Genomic DNA, 23,900 nt, shown 5'->3' with positions numbered 1-23,900 from the left:
AAGGTACTTTAGCATCGAAAGGAAATCATACATATGGAATTTTTCAAACTCAATAAAACGATTACAGAATATACTTATATTATTATAGGTGCTACCATTGTGGCGCTGGCATATAATATCTTTTTCCTCCCAGCAAGATTGGCTGCAGGTGGTATTTCTGGTATAAGTACTATTTTATTTGAACTATACCATTTGAGTCCTTCCCTGGTTCAACTGGTGATTAACATCCCGATTTTTGTGATTGGCTGGATAGCACTTGGAAATGATTTTAGCTGGAAAACGTTAGTTGGAACATTTTGGGTACCTTTTATGATTTACCTCACCGAAGATATTCCACTTGTTGTTACCAATCCTTTTTTAGGAGCACTTTATGGTGGAATACTTCTAGGTATTGGACTAGGAATTGTATATAAGGGGAATGGTTCAACCGGTGGTACTGCTGCCATTGCACAGATTGTCAAGAAATTCACGGGGATTTCCAGCGGTTATTCCCAGTTCATTGTCGATGGACTAGTTGTGACCGCTTCTGTTATTGTTTTCAACTTGGAATTAACATTGTTTGCATTATTGGCGATTTATATCTCCGGAAAGGCCATTGATTTTGTCCAATTACGCACATCGACGGCGAAGTTAAGTTTAATCATTACCGATGAAGAAGAAAAAGTCCAGTCACTAATCCAGAATCATTTGGACCGGGGATTAACAAAAGTCCGTTCCATTGGAGGATACACAAACAAGGACAAGACAATGATTCTTTGTGTCACCCAGCAGCAAGAAGCTGTTCAATTGAAAAAACAGCTGCAAAAAGAAGCCCCGACAACATTTGTTATTTTCATAGACGCTTCGGAAATTATGGGACGAGGATTTTCATTGGAAAAATATTACGGCCAGAAATTGTAAAGAGGTATCCGCTTAGGTACCTCTTTTTTGCACGTTAGGAAAGTATAAAATTTTAACATGAAGAGGATTCGACGTAGTTAAAATTTTAATGTACCAAGTATAAGAAAAACAAACACATTCGCTAAAGGACGAGCGAATGCGAGTTTTTCTAATTTTTTAAAGGTGTAAATCTATCATTAAGGTCTTACGTAACTTAGTGATCTCCATACCGCTACGGAATACACTACGCTTTCCGCTGGCGGCTATACTTGAGCAGGAATCGGTTTTCTTCCGTGGAGGCTGGAGCGTTGCCAAAGTGCATGACTGATCGCAGCGAAATCTGGCGGAGTAGTATCTTACGTCAGACTTTATATCCATTTCAATGACTAAAAAGTAACAAAACTTACGAAAATTGCCTTTGTAATATAAAAAAAATTGCCCACTTTTGACTGTGAGCAATTTCTCAAGTTATTTCCCATGCCTGTGGCTGTGTATCGTTTCGTCCAAAAATGTTTCTGATTTAGTATGATCGTGTTTATCACAGTAATAGACAACGGTTTTTATGATATGAGTCTTGTGACAAGTACGGGTTCGCTTAATAAAGTTTTTCCAGTACGTGTACTCATGGGTACCTCCGTCCACTTCATTATAGTCCACACTGTACTCCACCCAGTTATGCTCCAGTTCATCCATTTTGGTAACATCACGTTGCACAGCTTTGGCTGGGTCCACTTCCAAAGCACCCATTGCCATCATGATAACTAAAGCACTTAGCACGAGGACGTATTTTTTCATCATTTCACCACACCTGTTAAATTATTCTCTAATCATAATATAACTCAATCCTTTAAGGTGTATACATAATTCGACAACTTTTAGCGGATTTCCGGTCGATGATTCAGGAAATTTTGATAGGCAAAACCACGAACTTCCTCATCTGAATAATGCTTTAATAATTCGTTAATCAAGTTTTGATATTTGGAGGCATTCTCTAAGCCTTTCACAAAACTGCTGATCCCATCAAAATCTGATCCAAATCCAATGTGTTTCACTCCACCTAATGCGCATAAATGATCAATATGTTTAAGCAGATCAGAAATCGTTGCCTCCTCCTTGCCGGTAATAAAAGGAGGATGAAAAACAACATGGATCAAACCGTTCTTGTTAAACATTGCCTGCACCTGATCATCATATAAATTACGGGGATGATCACAAATGGCCCGTGCATTGGAGTGGGTTGCAATCGGATAATCTGCAATCTCTAGAATGTCCCAGAAACCGTTAATCGTTGAATGGGATACATCACTAAAAACAAGATGCTCATTATTCGATTTTATGGCTTCTTTGCCTAGAAGTGTCAACCCTCCTCCTCGTGGTTCCTCTGCTCCATCTGCAAAGTAATTTGCATGATTCCACGTCAGCCCAACAGACATAACACCAAGCCTGAATAACTGGCGGAGCTTCATGAGATCATTTCCAATTGGATCTGCACCTTCTAAAGCTAATACAGCACCAATTTCTCCGTCTCTTAATGTATCCAGATCCCTCCAGTTTTGAATATGCCTTACTTCCGGATTTTTTCCGATAACATCTGTATAAAATAAATCTACCTGCTCCAATGCATGCTGCCATTTTTCATCTAATGGTACATCCGGATGAATGAAAATCGCATAAAACTGAACTGCTACATTTCCCTGATTAAGCCGTGTTAAATTCGCGTCAATTTCTTCGGATGTTCGATAGTCAAATGGACCATTCTGATAGTATTGTTTCCTTTTTCCGAGTTGTAATTTTAATAGTGCATCACAGTGTGTATCAATAATTTTCATTATATGTACTCCTTTCTTCTTTAGTTTATCACTTCATTTGTGATTTATAGAGTATTTTTCAAAGGCTGTTTTTCTAAAAGATTGAGACTTCGGTTACTCATTCCACCGAAAAGGTTAGCTGATGTTAGGTTTATTGCATTATCTAAATGTCATAGAAGTGTGTAGCTCAGCATTAGTGGTGTAAATACACGGAGCCCCTTCCTCCGATGTCCCTTGACTGAATCTCCCGAGTTCATTTGGGCATGTAAATCTTCTCTACGTGACCTTTTGAATGATTCCCAAGTTTATTCGGGCACCTAGAACCTCTCTACGTGACCTTTTGATTGTTTCCTGATTTCATTCGGGCACCTAGAACCTCTCTACGTGACCTTTTGAATGGTTCCCAATTTCATTCGGGCACCTAGAACCTCTCTACGTTTCCTTTTGAATGATTCTTGAGTTCATTCGGGCACTTAGAACCTTTCTATGTGACCTTTTGATTAAATCCCGAGTTCATTCGGGAACCTAGAACCTCTCTACGTGACCTTTTGATTGAATCCCGAGTTCATTCGGGAACCTAGATCCTTTCTACGTGACCTTTTGAATGGATACCAAGTACATTCGGGAACCTAGAACCTCTCTACGTGACCTTTTGATTGAATCCCGAGTTCATTCGGGAACCTAGATCCTTTCTACGTGACCTTTTGAATGGATACCAAGTACATTCGGGAACCTAGAACCTCTCTACGTGACCTTTTGATTGAATTCGAGCTCATTCGGGCACGTCGAACCAGTACGAGGCTACTGAAAACCTCTGTGGCAACGCCTGTGTAACCAGCGTCCTGTTATCAAGCTTCCGAGGTACCATAAGGGACCATAGTATATTTCCTGAGCGGTATATTATCTCGTACTTTATATCTACTACAGGTTAAAGAACAACAAGACTTACGAAAAGAGCCTTTTTAAAAGAGATTCAACAATACTTATGAAAAGTAAAAGTACATTCAGAAAAAAATTCCAATATTCAATCCCCCCTTTTCCCGTTTCGATTCGATAGTAATAGTGAAAGGGAGGTGAAACACATGGCAGTAGCAGAATTAACAAAATCAACAATGCAGTTAGTTCTTAACGATGGCAACGATTTGGAGACTGGATTACCAGTTTACAAATACAAAAGCTTCAACAACGTAAAGACAACTGCAACAGCTGATCAGCTATTTGCGGCAGCTACAGCAATCGCTGGGTTGCAGGAGCGCCCACTTTACAACATCATTCGTAAAGACAACGCTGATATTAGTGCAGAGTAGAAAAAGTTAAAATTCGTATAGAAAGGAGGTACAGCGATGAGAAAGCTTGAAATTAAATTTACAAATGAAGATGGAAAAATCGTGACGTATTCCATTGAGAATCCGATTGAACCGGCCGATCCCGTTGCAGTCAGTGCGGCAATGGATGAGATTATTACACAAAATGCCTTTACATCAACCGGTGGGGATTTAGTAGCGAAACATAGTGCTCGCATCGTCGAAAACACGGTAGAAGAAATCAACATTGATTTATAAGCGTAACAATTATAAAACATGACCAGCGTCATCATCGCTGGTCTGTTTTTCTAGCAACCTAATCTAAAAAGACTGGAGGTCATTACGATGGAAGCCTGGATATCGTTCATCACGGAAGTAGGATTCCCTATTGCGGTCACTTTTTATTTGTTGCACCGCATCGAAGGAAAACTAAATCAGCTGATTGAATCGATTCATGCATTACCTGATAAGATGAAAAGTTAAGAACAGACGAAGGAAAATCCTTGAAGAAATAAATATTGAAAAATCTTATTAAATAAGAGAAAAACGGGTCCGTTGATTGGAGAAGAATTTCATGAGCGGACCCGATTTTTCATAGATGTAAAGATCATATTTATTCATATCAACCGACAATTTACAAGGAAAAACAAAACTATTAGTGCGTGTCCAAAATACAACCCCACTACAAAACTTTCCTACAAGTTCCATAGTGGGGCTACTTACATTATTTTGCTAGTTCATTTTCCCGTTGTCTTAATTCTACACGGCGAATCTTACCAGACGATGTTTTTGGCAGTTCATCGATAAATTCGATTTTACGGGGATACTTATACGGTGCCGTGAGCTGCTTAGCATGATCCTGCAATTCTTTTACCAAGCCCTCTTTATGTTGATCCACATCATCCTGAAGTACGATAAATGCTTTTACGACATTTCCTCTTACTTGATCAGGACTCGCAACTACTGCACATTCTTTTACTGCTGCATGTTTTATTAACGCATCTTCCACTTCAAATGGCCCAATGGTGTAACCGGAGCTGACGATAATATCATCTTTTCGCCCTTCAAACCAAAAGTACCCTTCTTCATCCATTTTTGCCTGGTCACCGGTAATGTAGAAGTCTCCGCGATAGGCTTTCTTCGTCCGTTCTTCATCTTTGTAATATGCTTTAAATAGTGCAGGAGTATCCAGTGGTACAGCAATATCACCGACTTCACCTACAGGAACAGGATTACAGTTTTCGTCAATTAATTGCACATTGTTTCCTGGTGTAGGTTTGCCCATTGATCCTGGTTTCACTTTCATTCCTTTTAAAAATCCTAGAAGCAATGTATTTTCGGTTTGACCATACCCATCACGAACCGTCACACCAAAATACTTCTCAAACCGGTCAATGACTTCACGGTTTAATGGTTCCCCAGCAGAAACAGCACTATGCAATGTGGATAAATCATAGTCTGATAGATTATCCAACTTCGCCATTAAGCGGTATTCGGTTGGCGTACAGCAGAATACATTCACCCCATATGTTTCAAGTAAATTCAAGTACTTCTTCGGCTCAAACTTTCCATTGTAAACAAAACCTGTTGCACCTGTTCCCAAAACAGAAAGGAATGGACTCCAAACCCATTTTTGCCAGCCTGGTGCCGCTGTTGCCCATACGGTATCTCCTTCACGGATAGCCAGCCAATTTTCAGGAGCTGTTCGCATATGTGCATATCCCCATGCATGGGTATGCATGACCGCTTTCGGATTGCCGGTTGTTCCGGATGTGTATGGCAAAAATGCAAGATCTTCACTTGTGGTCGATACAATTTCCAGTTTGTCATCAGCTGTATCCTTTAAAGTCCCTAAATCCATCCATCCGTCTGCTTGTTCGCCTACAGAGAATTTCACGAGTTCCTCATACTGTTTAATCTCATTAAATTGTGAAGTGAAAGCACCATAGCTTACAACGCCCTTCACTTCCCCGTGGGTAATACGATATTGCAAATCTTTCGTACGGAGCATTTCCGAGCACGGGATAATGACAATTCCAGTTTTTAGTGCAGCAATATATACCTCATACGTTTCAATTATGCGAGGCATCATAACTAACAATTTATCGCCTTTTTTAAGACCATGTTCTAAAAGTATGTTACCAATTTTGTTCGCATTATTAATCAGCTTTTCATACGTAATCTCTCGCTTATTCCCTTCATCATCTTCCCAAATAATTGCTTTTCTAGTAGGTTCTTCAGCGTACTTTTCAAATTCCATCACAATATTATAATTTTCAGGAGCTATTAAATCGGAACGACTCATCACAACATCCTCCTATCATTTTTTAGTACTAGATACTAATTTCTAGATATTATATCAGATATCAAATAATTTAGAAAGAAAAACTTCATGATATGTGTTCTTTACTTAAAATGTGATATGATAGGAAGTAAGATAAGGGAGGAATGAAGATGAATAAAAATCAGTTCCAGGCGAAAGTTAACAAAAAGCAGCTAACCTTAACCGTAGAAAAACTTATCGTATATAAACAGACGAAAATCATCGAAGCAACAGACCACCAATCCAATTTTTACTATGCTGTCTTTTTTAAAAATCATTTTGTTAACGGTGTGAAGGCAAATCAAATTCGACTTAATTCCTATATCCATCAGGCATGTAAACACGGCATCTGTTACGATCGCATACATCCATTTATCACACATCTCGTCCACGATAAAACTTTCCATTTCACCAAGTTTAATCAGTTGATTAAGTCACTGCCAAAACAATACTCCAGTAAAGAAATTGCATTTATCTTCCTCTTCTTCAATTCCTTTACGAAACAAGGTTCAAGCAGAAAGTTATTTAAAAATACATTTTATGACTATCGTAGGAACGGGAAAGATTTCACCGCCTACCAAGCATTAAAATATTATTCCAATTATAATCCTTCCAACAAATTTGTTTTTGACATGCTCCACAATCTGCAGTTTCAGCGTTATGAAAAACATTATAACGATTTAAACACCCTCTATGAAAAAGACCCTGATTATGCGGAATTAGTATGTTTTGACAATCGCTACGATCCCGCTTTTTCCCAAATCCTATTTCAATTATATAGAGACCAGCATCGAAGCCTTGATGAAATCGCTGTTCGCCTTGATCTCCTCAAACATCAGTTTACGATGGCCAATTTTCAAGAACTGAAAGAGCTTATTAAAAATTTCCCATTACACGACCAAATTCGGATTCTGGGTGATTTAATCGATACGGACCATTCTGCCAATATTACAGAAGAATTATTTTCTCTACTACTGGACGGTGGCGAGCCGAATGATATAGCCCAATTTATCCTTACTAATGATATTCAGCCACAGGAAAAACAGCTTCCTCTCCTTATAGAAAAATTGGAAAAAGCTGATACTTCAGTTCTTGTTTCAAATTTTGAATCGTCCAATAAACGGCTGCTTACGATATCCAATCATAATAAGATTACATTGGAGAAATTAGTGACACCGTTTGTCTCCGCCTTTTTTGACGAATACAGTCTAAACAAAATTATGGAGTGGTTTGCTCCATTCCAACAAGCTAACATCCACCTTTCCCTTGAACAGAAACTAAAGAAAATGAAAAAATTAACGAATGATCCGGACCGTCAGTTTGCCTTAGGAGAAATGTATCTCGATTTTCAACAGCTAGAAAAATCCATTGACTGTTTCAAATGGGAAATGGAAATGAATCCAGAAGACCCCAAACCGGTAAATTATTTATCTAAAATCTATGCAGAAATGGGCAATCGCGAAGAAGCAAAGGCATATCAGCAGCTCATGGTGCAGATGAATAAATAAAGTGAATCTTCAATCAGTGGGGGTTTTTTTCATCCCCCACTGATTGTTAGTACCACAAGGAGAGACCCGCAGACCTCTGAACGAATCAGGAGTTTACTGGCTGCCCGACCCCCACTTATAATTCTTGATGTATCTCGAGTTCTTCTCGTTAAGGGTCTTACAGCCAGTTAAGTGATAAATCAGAATAAAAACCCCTGGATCTTTTCGGTTCAGGGTTTCATAGTGATTTTTTCAGTATCCCTCGTTTACATTTCCCTTAACAATCCCGAATAAGAGAATTTTAATTCAGTTGGGATTTTTTCATCCCTCAATGAATAATGGATGAACGAAATCAGGTGTCTGTTGGCTGACCGCCCCTACTTATCATTCTTGAAATATCTCAATATCTTGAAGTGGGGGTCTTACAGCCAGTTAGCCACGTGATAGAAATTCCTTGGAAATCTTCCAAAAATTATTGACACATATGCGCATGCCTCCGTATAATATATAACATACAAACCCAACTATTTTCATAGGAATTATAGCGTTAAGGAGATGGTCTATTGTTTCTTCAACTAAAGGAAGTTGGTAAAACCTTTGCAACGGAAGAAAAAGAATTCCAGGTTTTTTCCGACATCAATTTAGATATAACCGAAAACCAATTTGTATCCATACTTGGACCATCAGGATGCGGGAAATCGACACTGCTGTCTATGGTAGCGGGACTTGAAAATGCCTCGGAAGGAAACATTATCCTCGAGGGAAAGACTATTAAAAAACCGGGTCCGGATCGTGGCATGGTGTTCCAGCAGCCTTCCTTATTTCCATGGCTAAACGTACGGGATAATATTACGTTTCCATTGAAAGGGAAAATGTCTAAACAAGAAGCAAATGACCGGGCAGATCATTTTTTGAAAATGGTTCAATTAAGCAGATTCAAAGAAAACTATATTTTTGAATTATCCGGAGGTATGCAACAGCGCGTAGCTATTGCCCGTGCACTGGCAATGGATCCAAAAGTGCTGCTAATGGATGAACCATTTGGTGCCCTCGATGAACAAACCCGCCATATTATGCATGATGAATTGATGAAAATCTGGCAGGAAACACAGAAAACCATTCTTTTCGTGACGCATAGTATCCAGGAAGCGATAAAACTATCTGATCGTATTGTCGTCATGGGAACCCGACCTGGCCGGATTATTAAAGATATTACCGTAGACATCGAACGTCCAAGAAAAAGAGGCAATCTCGAGGCTATTCAACTGGAAAAAGAGATAATGGACCTCTTGGAAGTGGAAATTAATAAAGTTTTAAAGGAAGAGTTAAGCCAATGAAGTGGAATATCATCATCAAGCGGATATTATTTTTAGTCGTCGTCATCGGAATATGGCAGCTCATTTTTGAATTGAAGTTTTTTCCAGAAATTACTTTCCCTTCTCCACTGAAGGTTTTTACCGCATTATATGAAGGATTCGCAAGCGGAGAATTCCTAATCGCCTTAGGTGCAAGCTTTAAGCATTTATTTAGTGGATTATCCTTAGCTATTTTAATTGGAACTGTTATCGGGGTTATTTTTGGAAAATCCAAACAAGCCGATGAAACAGCTGGCATGTATTTAATTGCCATGCAGAGTATTCCAAGTATCGTATGGGTTCCACTGGCAATTATGCTATTTGGTTTTACCGAATTCTCGGTAGTCTTCGTTATCGTACTTGGCGGTACTTTCGTTATGGCAATGAACGTTCGATCAGCCATTCATAATGTCCCACCACAATTGGTTAGGGCTGCTAGAACAATGGGAACCAAAGGATGGCCATTATTCTACCGTGTTGAAGTACCAGCAAGCATTCCTTACTTTATGTCCGGTCTGCGTCTGGCATGGGCATTCAGTTGGCGGGCATTAATGGCCGGTGAGCTGTTAAGTAATGGACCAGGGTTAGGATATACGTTAAGTTATGCACAGGATTACGCAAGAATGGATCAAGTTATAGGAATCATTATCATTATCGGTGTTATCGGAGCAGTCGTCGATCACTTTGTCTTCTCCAAATTAGAAAAAACCGTCATGCGAAGATGGGGCATGCAATAGGGTGCCTGTCACTTCCCGGAATTTGTCGATTTTCGTCGAATAACTATAATAATCTATCAGTCTAGAAAGGATGAGAAGTTCATGAAGAAGTTTTTACTATTTGTCGGAATGATTGCCCTTAGCTTGGTGTTGGCAGCTTGCGGAAGCGGCGAAGGAGAAAGCTCAGAAGGCAATATTCCAGACGAGATTACTATTGGATATTTCCCTAATATTAACCATGTAGCCGGAATGGTGGCTGAAGAGAAAGACTTATATTCAGAGACATTCCCTGATGGTACAACGATTAACTATCAATTCTTCCCGGATGGGTCATCATTTATGACGGCACTTGCAGCAGGAGAAATACAAGGCGGACTTGTCGGACCGGGGCCAGCAATGAACCACTTCACAAGCGGTTCAGAAGTGAATGTAATAGCCGGTGGTTCCACTGGTGGAACGGTCATTATGGCTAGAAGTGATGCAGATATTGATTCTCCGGAGGATTTAGCCGGGAAAACATTTATCTCCCCAAGAGTTGGCTGCACACATGACGTACAATTTGAAACATTAATGAGCGAAGTGTATAACCTTACTTCTGACCGTGTCGGTGGAGAAATGAAACATGTTACTGGTGAACCTGCAACATATCATAGCATGTTCCTATCTGGAAAAGTGGATGTAGCTACCGTTCCTGAACCTTGGGCAGCAGTGATTGAAGAAGAAGGAAGCGGAAAAGTCCTCATCGATACACCTGATGTGGCATATGGAGAAACATTACCTGCAGCAGTTTTCGTAACTTCTCAGGATTTAGTAGAAAATAATCCGGAATTAGTTCAAAGCATTGTAGATGGCCATAAAAAAGCAACAGATTTCATCAATGACAATCCAGAAGAAGCAAAAACGATAGCACGTGAAAAAATTGCGGATATTACTGGGCAAGAGCTTTCCGCCTCCGTCATTGAAAAAGCCTGGGAACGAATTGATTTCACATATGAAGTAGACGGCAATGTTTTACAGGAATTTGCGGACTCTTCATATGAGCTCGAATTCTTAAAAGAAAAACCAAACCTGGATGGATTGGTAAACACGAGCTTTATTGAAACAGAACTGGCAAGTGCCAGCAAATAAAGTGAATCTTCAATCAGTGGGGGTTTTTTTCACCCCCACTGATTGTTAGCCCTAAAGGATGACCTAAAGGCCTCTGAACGAATCAGGAGTTTACTGGCTGTTGATCCCCTCTTATAATTGTTGAAGTATCTCGAATTCTTGAGGTGGGGGTCTTACAGCCAGTTAATCACGTGATAATATTTAAAAAGCTGCGAATAGCTTATTTCGCAGCTTTTATGTATTTCCTATTATTTTATACCAATAACACGGATTCGCTTATAGTCAGCTACCCACTGACCATCCTCATATATCTTCTCTCTTAAGTTGTTTTCCACGTTGGTTAAAATAGATTCTTTTTCCGATTCCATCATATCCTTAAGCAATGAACCGGCAAACATTTCTACCCAGTTTCTTAATCCATTTTCTCCCTCTAATAGGGTTGGCCTGTCGAAATGCTGGGCGAACGTCACCCTAAATCCTACTTCCTCCATTAATGCGGTATATTCAGCAATACTTGGATAAAACCACGGGAAATTTTCTTCTTTAAATGGATTCCCATTTTGTTTTATTTGATCAATGATTTCGTCGATAATCGTTTGAACGTTGCCTTTTCCGCCGAATTCGGCAACAAATCTTCCACCATTTTTTAAACTTAGGTAAATACAGGCCAAGGCTTTATGCGGAGGTTTTACCCAATGAAGAACGGCATTCGAAAACACCGCATCGAATTCATGATCGTATGTTAGTTCCGTAGCATCCGCAGCATAAAAGGAAATTTCCGGGTACTTCATTCTCGCTTGTTCGATCATATTTTCGGATTTATCTACTCCGACCACATTTACACCACTATTAAAAAGATCATTTGCCAAATCCCCTGTACCACAGCCAAGATCTAAAATGACTTCCCCTTTTTTTGGTTCCAATAGTTCTATTAAACGACTTCCATGCTTCGAAACAAAACCATGCTTCCCATCGTATAATTGCGCATTCCAATTGTCCTGATTTATTTTAGAATGATTCAACTTTTCTCCCCCTTGATTAATCTGTGGTCGTATCATCACATAGACTTTTTAAATCTCGATATATCCCTTTTATGAACACGGCTTTACGTATGATGATCCCCTTTAAACATAACTAGCTCTGAACCTCATTTTCTAGCAAACATTTTGCTAAATTTCTTGACCGGACTTTCTTGTAAACTCCAGTTGCATTCCCCTCCCCATTAATTTTTGAAAAGAACATAACCAATCTTGACTGGTTTTATGTTTCGACTTCCTTTGAGTCATATCACCGTAAATCTCCCCATATCCACATAAGTCCCCCCTTTAGATTAGGGTAGTTTCTATTACATTCGACATTTTCTAGCTTAACTCCTGTAAAGATTAATCTTCTTTTTTCCTTTTTCGAATAAAATAATAAATAACAAATGCAATCAAACTTAAAAGAATTAGGATTGGTAGATTTCCAATAAAGAAAACAAACATTCCTGAGAAAGCTTTAACAAGGAAATTAAGACTCTTTAAAAATTGCTGCTTCGTCTTTTCCCATGTATTTAAATCATCCTCACTCATCCCAGAAAGGGTTACATTATTTTCCTGAAGATAGATAGTAACTGTCGCTAAATCCGATTTATCTTCCAAGTAATTCATGCGACCAATGATTTCTTCTATATCTTCCTGGACGTTTGCCAAATCATTGGAAATAGCCAGCAAATCCTCTGTTTCTTCTGCTTGCTCCATAAAAGAAAGCAGCCTTTCTTCTACTGCACGCTTCGATTTCAGCCTTGATTCTAAATCAATATATTCCTCTGTCACATCCTGACCGGAAACAGAACTTTCCATGACTTTACTGCTTCCTTCCTCAACAAATTGAATAAAATCCTGAAAATGTTCCTGTGGTATCCGTGCGGTAATTTGTCCGGATGCTGTTTCGTTTTCTGTTTCTCCTTGTGTTATGGATTCCACAATATATCCACCGGCATTAGATGCTCTTGCATGAATATCACTAATTGCCTGATCTACATTTTTCACTTCAATGTTAAGGTTTGCATGATAGATAATTTTGCGATCACTTTGGGTGACTTCTCCTGCTTCTACGGACTCCCGCTCCCCTTCAGCACCTTCCATTTCCACTGAATTTTCGTCTACACTTTCATCTGAAAAAGTACTGCTATCTTCTCTTACTTCCGACTCCGTCATGGCAGCATTCTGTGATTCCGTACTACTGTCCTGGTTACTGCAAGCTGTAAATAATCCTAGAATGCACATCATGAAGAGACCTGTCCATAAGCGTTTTTTCATAACATGGACCCCCAATCTAAAATGTCTATTTCCAGGTTTAGACGGAATTTAGAGAAGAATGTTACAAAAATATTTTAAATTTTTAAGCTATGTTAAAATTTTAGCTATGTCAAACTCACCTCTTGGCTAAAACTCTTTACTTAAAATCCTAGTAAGGTGAAAAAAAATAGGCCATCACAAATAAATGATAGCCCTTTCATTTCTATTCTATTTTACAATCATTACCGGACAATTTGCTCGTTTTGCCACTTTATGACTGACACTGCCCAATACAAATTCCTGAAGAACATTTAATCCTCTACTCCCAATCACAACAACATCAAATTCCTTATCATTAGCGTGTTTTACAATCTGTGGGCCAGGGTCACCGTGCAGGAATACAATCTCATAGTTCACATTAGCATCTTTTGCCATTTTTTCAATATTTTTTATCTGTACTTTTCTTTTGTCCCCCATATCTGCTGAATTCCAGTTTGCTAACACGTCAGATTTCACTTTATCATGGTCCACTACATAAACGACTTCCACTTTTGAATCCGCATTCATTTTCGCCAGTTCCAAAGCATGTTTTGCTGCCCGGTTTGCATGTTCTGAACCATCTGTAGCTAATAAGATTTTTTGATACATGGTTAAAACCTCCCCATTAATGTGCTCCCAGTTTATTGGCCAGTTTATTCACCAGCTCCGTACTATCTTCATTTAATCCTTTTACATCTACGTGAATCCCATTTGCTTTAAATTTTGCAACGATTTTATCCACGGCAACTACTCCGGAATCATCCCATACGTGAGCACGACTTAAATCTATTTCAACCTTTTTTACGTCTTCATCGTAATCAAACTTGTTCAGTAACTCTGTAACCGATGCAAAGAAAAGCTCACCTCTTAAAGAGTAATACCTTTTCTCCCCTTTTTGCTCACTTATAACCTGCACATTGGAAATTTTCGCCACAAAGAAAATGGCACTTAATATTATACCAATAAATACACCAATTGCTAAGTTATGTGTTAACAATACTGCGAAAACCGTCACAACCATCACGATAGCATCTGTCTTTGGTACGAGATGAATCGTACGTAAAGAGTTCCAGTCAAACGTACTGATGGAAACCATAATCATCACTCCAGCAAGGGCTGCCATCGGGACTTGAATCACAATATCACCGAGTAGGACAATGAGCAGCATCAGGAAAACCAGCAACAAACGAGGATAATCTGCCGCTTCCCCCAGATTTTACATCAACGATGGATAATGCGATGGAATAGGGAAAGATGATGGCTAACGTTTCAAAGTTCAGCGGGATATTTGGAATTAAAAATTGCGGTAGTGTTTGTGAGATTGTCCCCATATCGCCTACATTTGGAATCCCATAATCCATAAAGATCGCTAAAACTGTTACCGCTACAATCGCAACAAGTGTAGAAGGAACCGCCTTTGTTATATAGGGAAATAAGTAAATAATTGCTAACGTTAAACCTGCCATCCCAAACACAACCCATGATTGATTTTCAAAGTGAGGCAGCTGTGAAGTAAATATCATAATTGCCAAAGCGTTCACAAATCCGACCATTACAGATCTGGGTATAAATTTCATATACTTCGCCAGCTTTAAAAGGCCAAAGATGATTTGTAGGATTCCCGTTAAAATGGTTGCAGCGAACAAATATTCAATACCATGTTCTGCAACTAATGTCGTAAATAATAGTGCCATTGCACCAGTAGCTGCTGATATCATTCCCGGTCTACCGCCAACAAAGGCAATCGTTACTGCCGTGGTAAAAGAAGCATACAATCCTACCATCGGATCTACACCTGCAATAATGGAAAAAGCAATTGCTTCGGGGATTAGTGCCAGTGCTACAACTAGACCAGAAAGAATATCCCCTTTGATATTTCCAAACCATGATTCTCTATAAGATGCCTGCATCCAACTCCTCCTTCCTTTTTCTAGTATGAACATTCCTGCAAAATTCATGAATGCAAATAAGATTTGATATCAGAATGTTTGAAATTCCGTTGACATGACTTCTTGAAGTATCTCGAATTCTTGAAGTGGGGGTCTTACAGCCAGTTAATCACGTGATAAAATTCTTTAAATAGATAACATTATATATTCCCTTTCTCTATATGTTAGAATTGTATCTTCCATCCAAAGTCATTTACAATAAATGAAGGTAAAAACAAGTTATCCTTGAGGAGGAACTGGTTTGAAGGAGCAATGGAAAATTCTAATTGCCATCGGAGTTGGTGCAGCTATCGGAACACTAAGCCGATATGCATTGAACCTTATAACACTGGAAACAGGTTATCCGCTAGGAACCATGATAGAGAATTTAACTGGTAGTTTGCTTTTAGGATTTTTAACAGCGTGGTTTCTTGTATCTGTTCCTAAAGAATGGCTGAAAGCAGGATTAGGTGTTGGTTTATGTGGTGGGTTTACGACCATGTCCACTTTGGCAGCAGATGCAGCCTTTTTATTGCAGGAATATACGATAATGAACTCTATCCTGTATGTCTTTGGATCTATGGTAGGTGGAATATTGCTGGCATGGATTGGCTACCGTGCTGGTACGATTCTGTCTTCACGGCTTAAGCAAAAACGGGCGAAAGAGGTGGAAGGCTAAATGAATCTTTTTTTACTGGCAGCTGGAGGATCCATCGGTGCCATTTCCCGTTATTTCTTAGGTTTAGTTTTGATGAACCGATATCCGAACCCTCCTTTTCCAATTTCCATGTTAACTGTCAACATACTGGGTTCGCTCGGATTAGGTATATTTTATGGCCTCTATTACGGGGAAATACCATTAGGTGCCTATGACGATCCCGTTTATTTATCGATTGGAATTGGCTTTTTCGGAGCCTTCACTACCTTTTCCACGTATAGTGTAGAAGCAGTACAGCTTTATAACGAAAAAAAATGGACGAAGCTGGTTACATATGTCACATTAAGTATTTTCGGTTCCATCCTCACCTTTTTCATAGGATTCATCCTTTTATAGGTGCCTGTCACTTCCCGGATTTTGTCGAATTTTGACGTTACAAGAAAAAGAGCTTGGAAGCCTAAAACCAAGCTCTTCTGTCGTTTACAAATTCCGTTTCAAGACTTTATTCCCATCATACGTATAAACCACTTTTTTCCCTTCAATCACGGTTTCCATATGAACATTTCGTCCCCATAATTGATAGATATATGGAAGGACATGTTCCAAATAATGCAAATCCAATTCAATACCTTCATAATTATGCTTCAAATACAGTTCCTCATTCCGGTTGTAATCTCCATTTTCGACTGTAATATAAGGAAATCCCCCATTCACCCGCATGGAAACCAGCTGGTCACGGACCTGTTCATAATCCTTCGTTGTAACCCGATAATCTCTGCCTTTCTTCTCAAACAAATACATATCTTCCTGTTGTGCCAAATCCTTCGTTAAATAATTTCGGATAAAGGAAATATCTGATTCAATTTCCCTCACCTCAAAAATCTTTTCCCTGCCACCTCCGGGCTTATATCCTAATTCCTTCATTTCTTCCGTTGGGTTGTTATAACGCTCCTCAATATCTTCAAAAATCTTTAAGCCCAAATAATACGGGTTAATCTGAGTTTTCGATGGCTGAACAACCCCTGCATTCAGCTTTGAGAACTCAATCGTTTCTTCTGTCGTTAAATCCATCTCCCTTAATATCCGCTGATGCCAGTATGATGCCCAGCCTTCGTTCATGATTTTCGTTTCGAGCTGTGGCCAGAAATAAAGCATCTCCTCACGCATCATCGTCAAGACATCCCGCTGCCAGTCTTCCAACTCCCGACTATACTCCTCAATAAACAATAATAAGTCCTTCTCAGGCCGTGGCGGAAATTTCCTAACCTTCTTTTTCCGCTTTTTCGGCTTCTGTTCCACCGGTTTTTCATCTAAGCTCCATAAATCATCATATGGCGTTTTCTTCACCACTTCTTCCTCTTCTTCCAGCACTTCTTCCATTTCCTCGTAGGAAAGCTTGGAAGAAACGATGGAAGGATCAATATGTTCCTGAATCGACAGAACGGCATCTAAAAATTCCTCCACCTCATCTTTTCCATACTTCATTTCATAATCGGCAATTCGCTCTGCAGTTGCTGTCATGCTTTCGACCATATCTCTTCTTGTATTGGAAAAACGAACATTGTTTTTGAAAAAATCACAATGCGCCAGAACATGGGCAATAATCAATTTGTTTTGAATCAATGAATTCGTATTGAGTAAGAACGCATAGCAAGGATCGGAATTAATGACAAGCTCATAAATTTGGCTTAAACCAAGATCATACTGCAGCTTCATTCGGTGAAACTGTTTTCCAAAGCTCCAATGTGAAAACCTTGTTGGCATCCCATATGCACCAAATGTGTAAATGATATCAGCAGGGCATATTTCATAGCGCATTGGATAAAAGTCGAGACCAAAATCAGACGCAATTTCCGTAATTTCCTCAATCGCGTAGTGAAGCTCCTTTGTCATTGACAAGTGAAATCCCCTCCAAAATTGCTTTTTATAGTTTATGAAACAAGTCATAAATAATGAACCTTGAAATTGCTTATTGTCTGCATGAAATTTACGAACAAGGAGAATTTAAACGATAGGAGGGATAATCATGGACCAGTATTTTTTGACCGTTGAAGAATTTAATGACTTAATACGACAGTGGAATGGAAGAAAAATAAAAATTGTAAAGCATGAACTGGACGATTTTGACGAAACATTAATGGATTTAAGTGCCATCTCGTACTCCAAGGAATCAAGAAGAATCGATGATTATGTACCAATGTACTCCCTACATTTAAATGGAAGTGGTGTGATTGAAACGACCATGAACCATTACCAGTCACTCCCATCCGAGCTATATGAAATTCCACTCGAAGATTCTGCGCTCTATGAATTTGATGGTTCCCGCTTCATCGTCAGTACATCCAGAGGAGTTTATACGATTGAATTAGTGGAATAATGTTTTTATCTATCGGAAGAGATCGGCGAAATAGCCGATTTCTTTTTACGCTTAAGGAACGTATATGATTTTAGCAAAAACAACGTAGCTACTAAAATACAAGCGAATGAGAACTTTTCTATTGTAATTCCTTACTTCCCTCTAAAATACCCTCTCCACACAAAAAAATCCCCAACCAAATGGGGATATGCATTTACACAGCTTCAGCTTCCTTATAGAAGAAGGTTTTCATTGCATGGTAGACGTCGCGCTTTTCTTTTAAAATATAATGTCTGAATTTCGGATTATCAATTGTCCGGTACGCATTCATTAACGTCGAGTAGCGATTATAGCCATTTACCTCACCATATCCGAATATAGCCGATACATCCATAATTTCATGCACCAAATCAATACATTTTGCATTATCTGAAGTAATGTTTTCTCCATCGGAAAAGTGAAACGGATAAATATTATAACGGGACGGACTATACTTCTCTTCAATAAGTTCTAATGCTTTTAAATAAGCAGACGAACAAATTGTTCCACCGCTTTCGCCCTTGTTAAAAAAATCGTCTTCCGATACAACTTTTGCCTCGGTATGATGAGCAATGAACTCAATATCCACTGATTCATATTTCGTTCGCAAAAATCTGGTCATCCAGAAAAAGAAGCTTCTTGCCATATATTTTTCAAACGTCCCCATCGATGCACTTGTATCCATCATCGCAAGAACGACTGCCTTTGATTCTGGTTTGACCACTTCATTCCAGGTTTTAAACCTTAAGTCGTCATTATAAATAGGAGCAATAGACGCTTTTCCTTCTCTGGCATTTCGCTTTAGTGCCGTTAAAATCGTTCGTTTCTTATCTATATTGCCCATAAGTCCTTTTTTCCGTACATCATTAAATTCAATGTCTTCCACAACGATTTCATCCTGCTCTTTTTGCTGGAGGTTTGGCAGTTCGAGGTTTTTGAAAAGTGCTTCTTCTACCTCTTCAATGGAAACTTCCGCTTCATAATAATCACTGCCAGGCTGATCTCCTGCTTTTTTCTCTCGCCCTTTACCTTGGACCTGGTCTCCTTTTCCAGGTTCCCTTGCAATCACATCGCCAACTTGACTATCGCCATCGCCTTGGCCAACATGTTTGTTTTTATTATAGTTGTAGCGAATTTTATATTCATCAAGAGAGCGAATTGGGATTTTTACTACTTCACGGCCGTTTGACATAATAATACTTTCTTCCGTAATTAAATCAGGCAAATTATTTTTTATAGCATCTTTCACTTTTTCAATATGGCGCTGTTGATCTTGATAACCTTTACGATGGAGAGTCCAGTCTTCCTGTGAGACAATGAAATTTGTCTTGTGCTTATCCGACAATACGATCCTCTCCCCTTTTTTTAAAAAAATTCCGTATATTCCCTTTAAATAGACACTTGCAAAAGTAACTAGAGTACTTTATTTATCATATGCAAAACAATATCAGGTATTGCTATTTTTTCAAAAATATAGACATGAAAACATGTATTATGCCTTATTCGGTCATACCTTCCGTTATTAGAAAAACTCGCATTCGCTCGTCCTTTAGCGAATGTGTTAGTTTTTCTTATACTTGGTACTTAAAATTTTAACTACGTCGGATCCTCTTCTTGCTAAAATTTTATACTTTCCTAATGTGAAAAAAAAAGACTAATTTTTCATTAGCCCTGTATGATTACCACGTCTTTAACTGGCTATAAAACCCTTTAAGAATCCGAGATACTTCCATCATGATTCATCCGGGCAACAGCCAGTTAAATTAAGCACCTCATTCATTTATCTAACAACTAGTGGAAGAATGGACGGTAGAATTTCCACGGATTGAAAATTGACCGTACCAGATACACAATCTTTAGCAAGCTCAGTATATCTTTATCGATTTAGCAAGCTGCCAACATAGCGCAGCAATTCATTGGCAGAAGTCGAATTATATCCATATTCATCAATTAGCCTTACGATGACCTCATTCACTTTCTTCAATTGCGACTCATCCGGTGTCTTCGATGATGTCGTAATTTTGACAACGTCTTTTAAATCGGCAAAAAGCTTCTTCTGGATGGCTTCACGCAAACGCTCATGTGAATTGTAATCAAAGCGCTTCCCTTTTCTGGCAAAGGCAGATAGACGGATAAGAATCTCTTCCCGGAATGCCTTTTTCGCATTTTCTGAAATACCAATTTGTTCCTCAATCGAACGCATCAGTTTTTCATCTGGATTCATTTCCTCACCAGTTAACGGATCTCTGAGCTTATTATGATTGCAGTAAGCCTCCACGTTATCCAAATAGTTATCCATTAGCGTTTTCGCGGACTCTTCATACGAATACACAAACGCTTTTTGTACTTCTTTCTTGGCAATTTCATCATATTCTTTTCTGGCAACCCCAATATAATTCATATATTTTTCTTTATCTTCCTTGGAAATCGATGGATGAGAATCCAAACCATCTTTTAAGGAACGCAGTACATCAAGCGCGTTAATCGATGGGACTTCTTTTCGAATAATGGTTGAAGAAATTCGATTAATGACATAGCGCGGATCAATCCCAGTCATTCCTTCATCTGAATACTCTTTTCGTAATTCATCCACATCGACATCGTTAAACCCTTCCACACTCTCTCCATTATATAAACGTAACTTTTTAAGCAAATCTACTCCTTGTTTCTTTGAATCTTTTAATCTGGTAAGAACAGAAAAGATAGCAGCAACCCGCAATGCATGTGGTGCCACATGGACATGAGCCATGTCACTTGTCTTTATCATCTTCTCATAAATTTTCTCTTCTTCATCCACACGAAGATTATACGGAATTGGCATAACAATAATTCTTGAGTGTAATGCTTCATTCTTTTTATTTGAAATAAAAGAGCGGTATTCTGCTTCATTTGTGTGCGCTACGATAAGTTCATCCGCCGATATAAGGGCGAACCTGCCAGCCTTAAAATTCCCTTCCTGCGTTAAAGATAATAGATGCCAAAGGAATTTTTCGTCGGATTTTAAAATCTCCTGAAACTCCATCATGCCACGGTTTGCTTTATTTAATTCCCCATCAAAGCGATATGCCCTCGGATCGGATTCGGAACCATATTCCGCAATCGTTGAAAAATCAATGCTGCCAGTTAAGTCCGCGATATCCTGGGACTTCGGATCTGATGGACTAAACGTACCAATCCCAACCCGTTTATCCTCCGAAAAAAAGATCCGTTCTACCATTACGTCTTCAATTTTCCCATCGTATTCTTTTTCCAAACGCATCGTATTAAGCGGTGATAGGCTCCCCTCGATACGGATCCCATATTCCTCATAAAATTCATCACGCAGGTGTGGCGGGATTAAATGAAGTGGATCCTCATGCATTGGACAGCCTTTAATCGCATAAACCGCACCAGCTTCCGTTCTTGAATATTGCTCCAATCCGCGTTTCAACATACTTACGATAGTTGACTTCCCTCCACTGACAGGACCCATGAGCAATAAGATACGCTTCCTAACGTCGAGCCGTTTTGCTGCCGGATGAAAATATTCTTCGACTAACCGCTCAATTGCTTCCTCTAAACCATAAATCTCTTTACTAAAAAATTTATATGTTTTTCTTCCATCTACTTCCTTTATTCCAGCATCCTTAATCATATTATAAACACGGGAATGAGCAGGCTGTGCGACTTCAGGTCTTTCTTTTATGATTTCCAAATACTCCGCAAATGTACCTTCCCATTTCAGGCTCTCTTCATTCTCGCGGTAACTTCTTACCTTACCTAGAATATCCATCTATATTCTCCCTCCATAATTACTGCGGTTTCTAAATCATATGCAAGTACATCTTGTATCATTCATAACAAGTTCGAATATTGCTTCGATTCCTACAAAATAAATGCTAATTCGTCATATTACCTAATCATGTCATATTGCCCGGGAAATTTTTACCGAAATTTGTCTTATTTAAATAGTTTACTCCACTGTTTTCGTGACAGAAAAAACTTGAACTGATATATTTAACATAGACGAGGTGATTCGATGCAAAAAAATTATTATGCAGTTATAGATATTGGTTCCAATACGATGCGGCTAGTTATTTATTCCCAGGTAAATTCCGGTCGCCTTCAGGAGGTCGAAAACGTAAAATCCGTGGCACGGCTTCGTAATTACTTAGATAATCATAATGATTTAAGTGAAGAAGGGATCAACCTAATGATTTCCACTTTACAAAGCTTTAAAGAAGTCGCGAAAGTTTATGCCTTAAAAGAGTTTATCTGTGTAGCAACCGCAACGATTCGACAAGCGAACAATAAAAAAAAGATTCAAGAAATGGTTAAAAAGCACATTGGCTGGGATATGCGTATCTTATCGGAAAAAGAAGAAGCCTATTATGGTTATTTATCGGTAGTGAACTCCACATCGATTTTTGAAGGAATTACGATTGATATAGGCGGTGGCAGTACGGAAGTTACCTATTATAAGGACCGGATACTTAAGGAATCCCATAGCTTTCCATTTGGGGCATTAACTTTAAAGAAATTCTTTAGTGACATCGACAATCAAGAAGAAGGACTGGCAAAATTAAGACGATTTTTATTTGAGGAATTTCAAACACTAAGCTGGTTAAAGGGAAAACATGTCCCCATCATTGCCATTGGTGGAAGTGCCCGAAACTTAGTACAGATCGATCAGTCACTCAGAAAATACCCGCTTGCTGGGTTACATCAATATAAAATGTATGATAGTGACATCGCACGAGTGATGAACTATTTACTTCCCATGTCCAAAGCAGAATTAGAGAAAGTAGAAGGACTATCCACTGACCGGGCAGACACCATTCTTCCAGCCATTGCTGTTTTTCACAGTTTATATCAAATCATCGGGGCGGAATGTTTCATTTTAAGCAGAAAAGGACTTCGGGACGGCGTTTTTTATGAACGATTAACACGCAGCCTAAAAAACAATCTATACCCAAATGTGCTAGAAGACAGCATTCAGGAACTTGTCCATGAGTACAGTCTGAATATGGGACAAATTCAGCATATTCAATTGCTGACCAGAAAATTATTTGTCAGCTTAAAAGAAAGAGGACTGGGATCATTAACACAAACAGACTGGGAGCTACTGGAACGTGGATGCTTTGTCTACAACCTGGGAGATTACATTGACTCCGAATCCAGTGCCCAGCACACCTTCTATTTGCTGGCAAACCGAACGATTGATGGACTCATGCACATAGACCGACTAAAACTCGCTTTAATTGCATCTTTTAAAAATAAGACAATATTTAAGCAGTTTATTTCCCCATACAAAAAATGGTTTTTAAAAAGGGAACGGAAGAAACTATGTCTATTGGGAGCAATCATTAAGTTCACATATTGCTTAGATGCAACGAAAAGACAAGTAGTGCAAGAGCTGGATATTCTTATTTCCAGTGATAGGATTCATATAAAAGTGTACTGCAACCAAGATTATCGGCCAGAAGAATATCAAACGCAAAAGCAGAAAAAGCACTTGGAAAAGGCGCTTCATCAATCCATTGAATTGGAATTTATAAATATAAAGGCATCCTACCATCAAGTTCCATAAGGTGTTATTTTAAATTTTATGGTTTAGTCAGCATGTTATGATAGAAAAAACGA

Annotated in this window: 21 protein-coding genes and 1 pseudogene; 12 read left to right on the top strand and 10 right to left on the bottom strand. The window is 38.9% G+C overall.

The features are described from left to right. Nucleotides 1–33: 33 nt before the first annotated feature. A complete protein-coding gene (locus GMJ66_RS07845) occupies nucleotides 34–900 on the top strand; it encodes a YitT family protein (protein WP_156289756.1) in 867 nt (288 codons plus the stop codon). A 447-nt stretch (nucleotides 901–1,347) separates the two neighbouring features. Here GMJ66_RS07845 and GMJ66_RS07840 read toward each other — a convergent pair whose 3' ends face one another. Together GMJ66_RS07840 and GMJ66_RS07835 are read right to left on the bottom strand one after the other, a co-directional pair. Then, entirely contained in the window at nucleotides 1,348–1,677 is a 330-nt protein-coding gene (locus GMJ66_RS07840) for a hypothetical protein (protein WP_197046643.1), read from the bottom strand. A gap of 77 nt (nucleotides 1,678–1,754) precedes the next feature. Beyond that, nucleotides 1,755–2,708, bottom strand: coding sequence for a dipeptidase (locus tag GMJ66_RS07835; RefSeq protein WP_156289754.1), 954 nt, complete (start codon nucleotides 2,706–2,708; stop codon nucleotides 1,755–1,757). Nucleotides 2,709–3,769: 1,061 nt separating this feature from the next. On the opposite strand from GMJ66_RS07835, the gene GMJ66_RS07830 reads away from it, so the two are divergent. The 3 genes from GMJ66_RS07830 to GMJ66_RS07820 all read left to right on the top strand — a co-directional run bounded on the left by GMJ66_RS07830 (nucleotide 3,770) and on the right by GMJ66_RS07820 (nucleotide 4,474). Further along, the gene (locus GMJ66_RS07830) at nucleotides 3,770–3,994 is read left to right on the top strand and encodes a DUF1659 domain-containing protein (protein WP_156289753.1); all 225 of its coding nucleotides are present in this window, start codon (nucleotides 3,770–3,772) and stop codon (nucleotides 3,992–3,994) included. A gap of 36 nt (nucleotides 3,995–4,030) precedes the next feature. Continuing rightward, entirely contained in the window at nucleotides 4,031–4,249 is a 219-nt protein-coding gene (locus GMJ66_RS07825; protein WP_156289752.1) for a DUF2922 domain-containing protein, read from the top strand. An 87-nt stretch (nucleotides 4,250–4,336) separates the two neighbouring features. Continuing rightward, complete coding sequence (locus GMJ66_RS07820) at nucleotides 4,337–4,474, top strand: YvrJ family protein (protein ID WP_156289751.1); 138 nt, start codon at nucleotides 4,337–4,339, stop codon at nucleotides 4,472–4,474. A 241-nt stretch (nucleotides 4,475–4,715) separates the two neighbouring features. On the opposite strand, the gene mbcS is transcribed toward GMJ66_RS07820, so the two are convergent. Next, complete coding sequence (mbcS, locus tag GMJ66_RS07815) at nucleotides 4,716–6,296, bottom strand: acyl-CoA synthetase MbcS (RefSeq protein ID WP_156289750.1); 1,581 nt, start codon at nucleotides 6,294–6,296, stop codon at nucleotides 4,716–4,718. Nucleotides 6,297–6,445: 149 nt separating this feature from the next. Here mbcS and GMJ66_RS07810 point away from each other — a divergent pair, with 149 nt between their 5' ends. The 4 genes from GMJ66_RS07810 to GMJ66_RS07795 all read left to right on the top strand — a co-directional run bounded on the left by GMJ66_RS07810 (nucleotide 6,446) and on the right by GMJ66_RS07795 (nucleotide 11,000). Next, a complete protein-coding gene (locus GMJ66_RS07810) occupies nucleotides 6,446–7,822 on the top strand; it encodes a tetratricopeptide repeat protein (RefSeq protein ID WP_156289749.1) in 1,377 nt (458 codons plus the stop codon). Nucleotides 7,823–8,364: 542 nt separating this feature from the next. Continuing rightward, entirely contained in the window at nucleotides 8,365–9,138 is a 774-nt protein-coding gene (locus GMJ66_RS07805; protein WP_156289748.1) for an ABC transporter ATP-binding protein, read from the top strand. Continuing rightward, nucleotides 9,135–9,893 carry an ABC transporter permease gene (locus GMJ66_RS07800; protein WP_156289747.1) on the top strand — a complete coding sequence of 253 codons (759 nt, stop codon included), beginning with the start codon at nucleotides 9,135–9,137 and terminating at the stop codon, nucleotides 9,891–9,893. The genes GMJ66_RS07805 and GMJ66_RS07800 overlap by 4 nt, the downstream gene beginning before the upstream one ends. A gap of 81 nt (nucleotides 9,894–9,974) precedes the next feature. After that, nucleotides 9,975–11,000, top strand: coding sequence for an aliphatic sulfonate ABC transporter substrate-binding protein (locus GMJ66_RS07795; RefSeq protein ID WP_156289746.1), 1,026 nt, complete (start codon nucleotides 9,975–9,977; stop codon nucleotides 10,998–11,000). A 227-nt stretch (nucleotides 11,001–11,227) separates the two neighbouring features. Here the strand turns inward: GMJ66_RS07795 and GMJ66_RS07790 are convergent, their stop codons facing one another. The 4 genes and pseudogenes from GMJ66_RS07790 to GMJ66_RS07775 all read right to left on the bottom strand — a co-directional run bounded on the left by GMJ66_RS07790 (nucleotide 11,228) and on the right by GMJ66_RS07775 (nucleotide 15,207). Beyond that, complete coding sequence (locus tag GMJ66_RS07790; protein WP_156289745.1) at nucleotides 11,228–12,001, bottom strand: class I SAM-dependent methyltransferase; 774 nt, start codon at nucleotides 11,999–12,001, stop codon at nucleotides 11,228–11,230. A gap of 360 nt (nucleotides 12,002–12,361) precedes the next feature. Continuing rightward, the gene (locus tag GMJ66_RS07785; RefSeq protein WP_156289744.1) at nucleotides 12,362–13,279 is read right to left on the bottom strand and encodes a DUF4349 domain-containing protein; all 918 of its coding nucleotides are present in this window, start codon (nucleotides 13,277–13,279) and stop codon (nucleotides 12,362–12,364) included. Nucleotides 13,280–13,486: 207 nt separating this feature from the next. Then, nucleotides 13,487–13,906 (bottom strand): universal stress protein, encoded by a 420-nt coding sequence (locus GMJ66_RS07780; protein ID WP_156289743.1) that lies wholly within the window; start codon nucleotides 13,904–13,906, stop codon nucleotides 13,487–13,489. 16 nt (nucleotides 13,907–13,922) lie between these two features. Further along, nucleotides 13,923–15,207 (bottom strand): annotated as a pseudogene (locus GMJ66_RS07775) (SulP family inorganic anion transporter). A gap of 280 nt (nucleotides 15,208–15,487) precedes the next feature. Here GMJ66_RS07775 and GMJ66_RS07770 point away from each other — a divergent pair. After that, nucleotides 15,488–15,904, top strand: a complete 417-nt coding sequence (locus GMJ66_RS07770; protein ID WP_156289742.1) for a fluoride efflux transporter FluC — start codon at nucleotides 15,488–15,490, stop codon at nucleotides 15,902–15,904. Next, nucleotides 15,905–16,279 carry a fluoride efflux transporter CrcB gene (gene crcB, locus GMJ66_RS07765; protein WP_156289741.1) on the top strand — a complete coding sequence of 125 codons (375 nt, stop codon included), beginning with the start codon at nucleotides 15,905–15,907 and terminating at the stop codon, nucleotides 16,277–16,279. Nucleotides 16,280–16,363: 84 nt separating this feature from the next. Here the strand turns inward: crcB and GMJ66_RS07760 are convergent, their stop codons facing one another. Continuing rightward, a complete protein-coding gene (locus GMJ66_RS07760) occupies nucleotides 16,364–17,776 on the bottom strand; it encodes a SpoVR family protein (RefSeq protein WP_156289779.1) in 1,413 nt (470 codons plus the stop codon). 133 nt (nucleotides 17,777–17,909) lie between these two features. Between GMJ66_RS07760 and GMJ66_RS07755 the strand changes: the two genes are divergently transcribed. After that, entirely contained in the window at nucleotides 17,910–18,260 is a 351-nt protein-coding gene (locus tag GMJ66_RS07755) for a hypothetical protein (RefSeq protein ID WP_156289740.1), read from the top strand. A 193-nt stretch (nucleotides 18,261–18,453) separates the two neighbouring features. Here the strand turns inward: GMJ66_RS07755 and yhbH are convergent, their stop codons facing one another. After that, a complete protein-coding gene (yhbH, locus tag GMJ66_RS07750) occupies nucleotides 18,454–19,623 on the bottom strand; it encodes a sporulation protein YhbH (protein WP_156289739.1) in 1,170 nt (389 codons plus the stop codon). A gap of 531 nt (nucleotides 19,624–20,154) precedes the next feature. Further along, complete coding sequence (locus tag GMJ66_RS07745) at nucleotides 20,155–22,050, bottom strand: PrkA family serine protein kinase (RefSeq protein ID WP_156289738.1); 1,896 nt, start codon at nucleotides 22,048–22,050, stop codon at nucleotides 20,155–20,157. Between the two features lie 246 nt (nucleotides 22,051–22,296). Here GMJ66_RS07745 and GMJ66_RS07740 point away from each other — a divergent pair, with 246 nt between their 5' ends. Next, on the top strand, nucleotides 22,297–23,847 hold the full coding sequence (locus GMJ66_RS07740) for a Ppx/GppA family phosphatase (RefSeq protein ID WP_156289737.1): 1,551 nt from the start codon (nucleotides 22,297–22,299) through the stop codon (nucleotides 23,845–23,847). Nucleotides 23,848–23,900: the final 53 nt, after the last annotated feature.

The organism is Oceanobacillus salinisoli, from assembly GCF_009733865.1.
GTDB classification, from domain to species: Bacteria; Bacillota; Bacilli; order Bacillales; family Amphibacillaceae; genus Oceanobacillus; species Oceanobacillus salinisoli.
Note: the sequence above shows the minus strand (reverse complement) of the source record. Positions and strands in the feature narration are given on the sequence as shown.

Excerpts from the sequence above, each read along its gene's own strand:
- GMJ66_RS07845 (WP_156289756.1), top strand. The coding sequence starts at position 34 with ATGGAATTTTTCAAACTCAATAAAACGATTACAGAATATACTTATATT.
- GMJ66_RS07840 (WP_197046643.1), bottom strand. The coding sequence starts at position 1,677 with ATGATGAAAAAATACGTCCTCGTGCTAAGTGCTTTAGTTATCATGATG.
- GMJ66_RS07835 (WP_156289754.1), bottom strand. The coding sequence starts at position 2,708 with ATGAAAATTATTGATACACACTGTGATGCACTATTAAAATTACAACTC.
- GMJ66_RS07830 (WP_156289753.1), top strand. The coding sequence starts at position 3,770 with ATGGCAGTAGCAGAATTAACAAAATCAACAATGCAGTTAGTTCTTAAC.
- GMJ66_RS07825 (WP_156289752.1), top strand. The coding sequence starts at position 4,031 with ATGAGAAAGCTTGAAATTAAATTTACAAATGAAGATGGAAAAATCGTG.
- GMJ66_RS07820 (WP_156289751.1), top strand. The coding sequence starts at position 4,337 with ATGGAAGCCTGGATATCGTTCATCACGGAAGTAGGATTCCCTATTGCG.
- mbcS (WP_156289750.1), bottom strand. The coding sequence starts at position 6,296 with ATGAGTCGTTCCGATTTAATAGCTCCTGAAAATTATAATATTGTGATG.
- GMJ66_RS07810 (WP_156289749.1), top strand. The coding sequence starts at position 6,446 with ATGAATAAAAATCAGTTCCAGGCGAAAGTTAACAAAAAGCAGCTAACC.
- GMJ66_RS07800 (WP_156289747.1), top strand. The coding sequence starts at position 9,135 with ATGAAGTGGAATATCATCATCAAGCGGATATTATTTTTAGTCGTCGTC.
- GMJ66_RS07795 (WP_156289746.1), top strand. The coding sequence starts at position 9,975 with ATGAAGAAGTTTTTACTATTTGTCGGAATGATTGCCCTTAGCTTGGTG.
- GMJ66_RS07785 (WP_156289744.1), bottom strand. The coding sequence starts at position 13,279 with ATGAAAAAACGCTTATGGACAGGTCTCTTCATGATGTGCATTCTAGGA.
- GMJ66_RS07780 (WP_156289743.1), bottom strand. The coding sequence starts at position 13,906 with ATGTATCAAAAAATCTTATTAGCTACAGATGGTTCAGAACATGCAAAC.
- crcB (WP_156289741.1), top strand. The coding sequence starts at position 15,905 with ATGAATCTTTTTTTACTGGCAGCTGGAGGATCCATCGGTGCCATTTCC.
- GMJ66_RS07760 (WP_156289779.1), bottom strand. The coding sequence starts at position 17,776 with ATGACAAAGGAGCTTCACTACGCGATTGAGGAAATTACGGAAATTGCG.
- GMJ66_RS07755 (WP_156289740.1), top strand. The coding sequence starts at position 17,910 with ATGGACCAGTATTTTTTGACCGTTGAAGAATTTAATGACTTAATACGA.
- GMJ66_RS07745 (WP_156289738.1), bottom strand. The coding sequence starts at position 22,050 with ATGGATATTCTAGGTAAGGTAAGAAGTTACCGCGAGAATGAAGAGAGC.
- GMJ66_RS07740 (WP_156289737.1), top strand. The coding sequence starts at position 22,297 with ATGCAAAAAAATTATTATGCAGTTATAGATATTGGTTCCAATACGATG.